This is a genomic window from Alistipes sp. CAG:268 (genome assembly GCA_000434235.1).
Taxonomy (GTDB): Bacteria; Bacteroidota; Bacteroidia; order Bacteroidales; family Rikenellaceae; genus Alistipes; species Alistipes avistercoris.
This window is the reverse complement of the sequence record FR892022.1, coordinates 42,725-43,052: the sequence shown is the minus strand read 5'-3', so window position 1 is coordinate 43,052 and position 328 is coordinate 42,725. Positions and strand designations below refer to the sequence as shown.

Genomic DNA, 328 nt, shown 5'->3' with positions numbered 1-328 from the left:
CCTGCTGATCGCCTATCCGGTGCAGATGACCACCTTCCCGATGCCCGTAAACGGGGCGTTCGACGCCCTGTCGGGTGCCACGCCGCTGGCCGCCGTCAAGCACGGCGCCGCCGTGAACGTCATCGGCACGCAGGAGCTCCTGCTGGGCAACATGCCCGGTTCGCTGGGTGAGGTGGCCGCCCTCGCGCTGCTCGTCGGTTTCGTCTACCTGCTCTGGCGCCGCGTCATCACGTGGCATACGCCCGTGACGATCTTCGTCACGATGGCCCTGTTCGCCTTCGTCTACGCGCTGGCGAGCGGCATGTCGGGCGCTGCGCTGTGGCCGCTC

General features: G+C 68.6%; 1 protein-coding gene. It reads left to right on the top strand.

The genetic code is table 11. The annotated features are described in order from the left end of the window. A partial coding sequence (locus QZL63_RS10610) for an RnfABCDGE type electron transport complex subunit D (RefSeq protein WP_290587161.1) occupies nt 1-328 on the top strand: 328 nt, incomplete at both ends.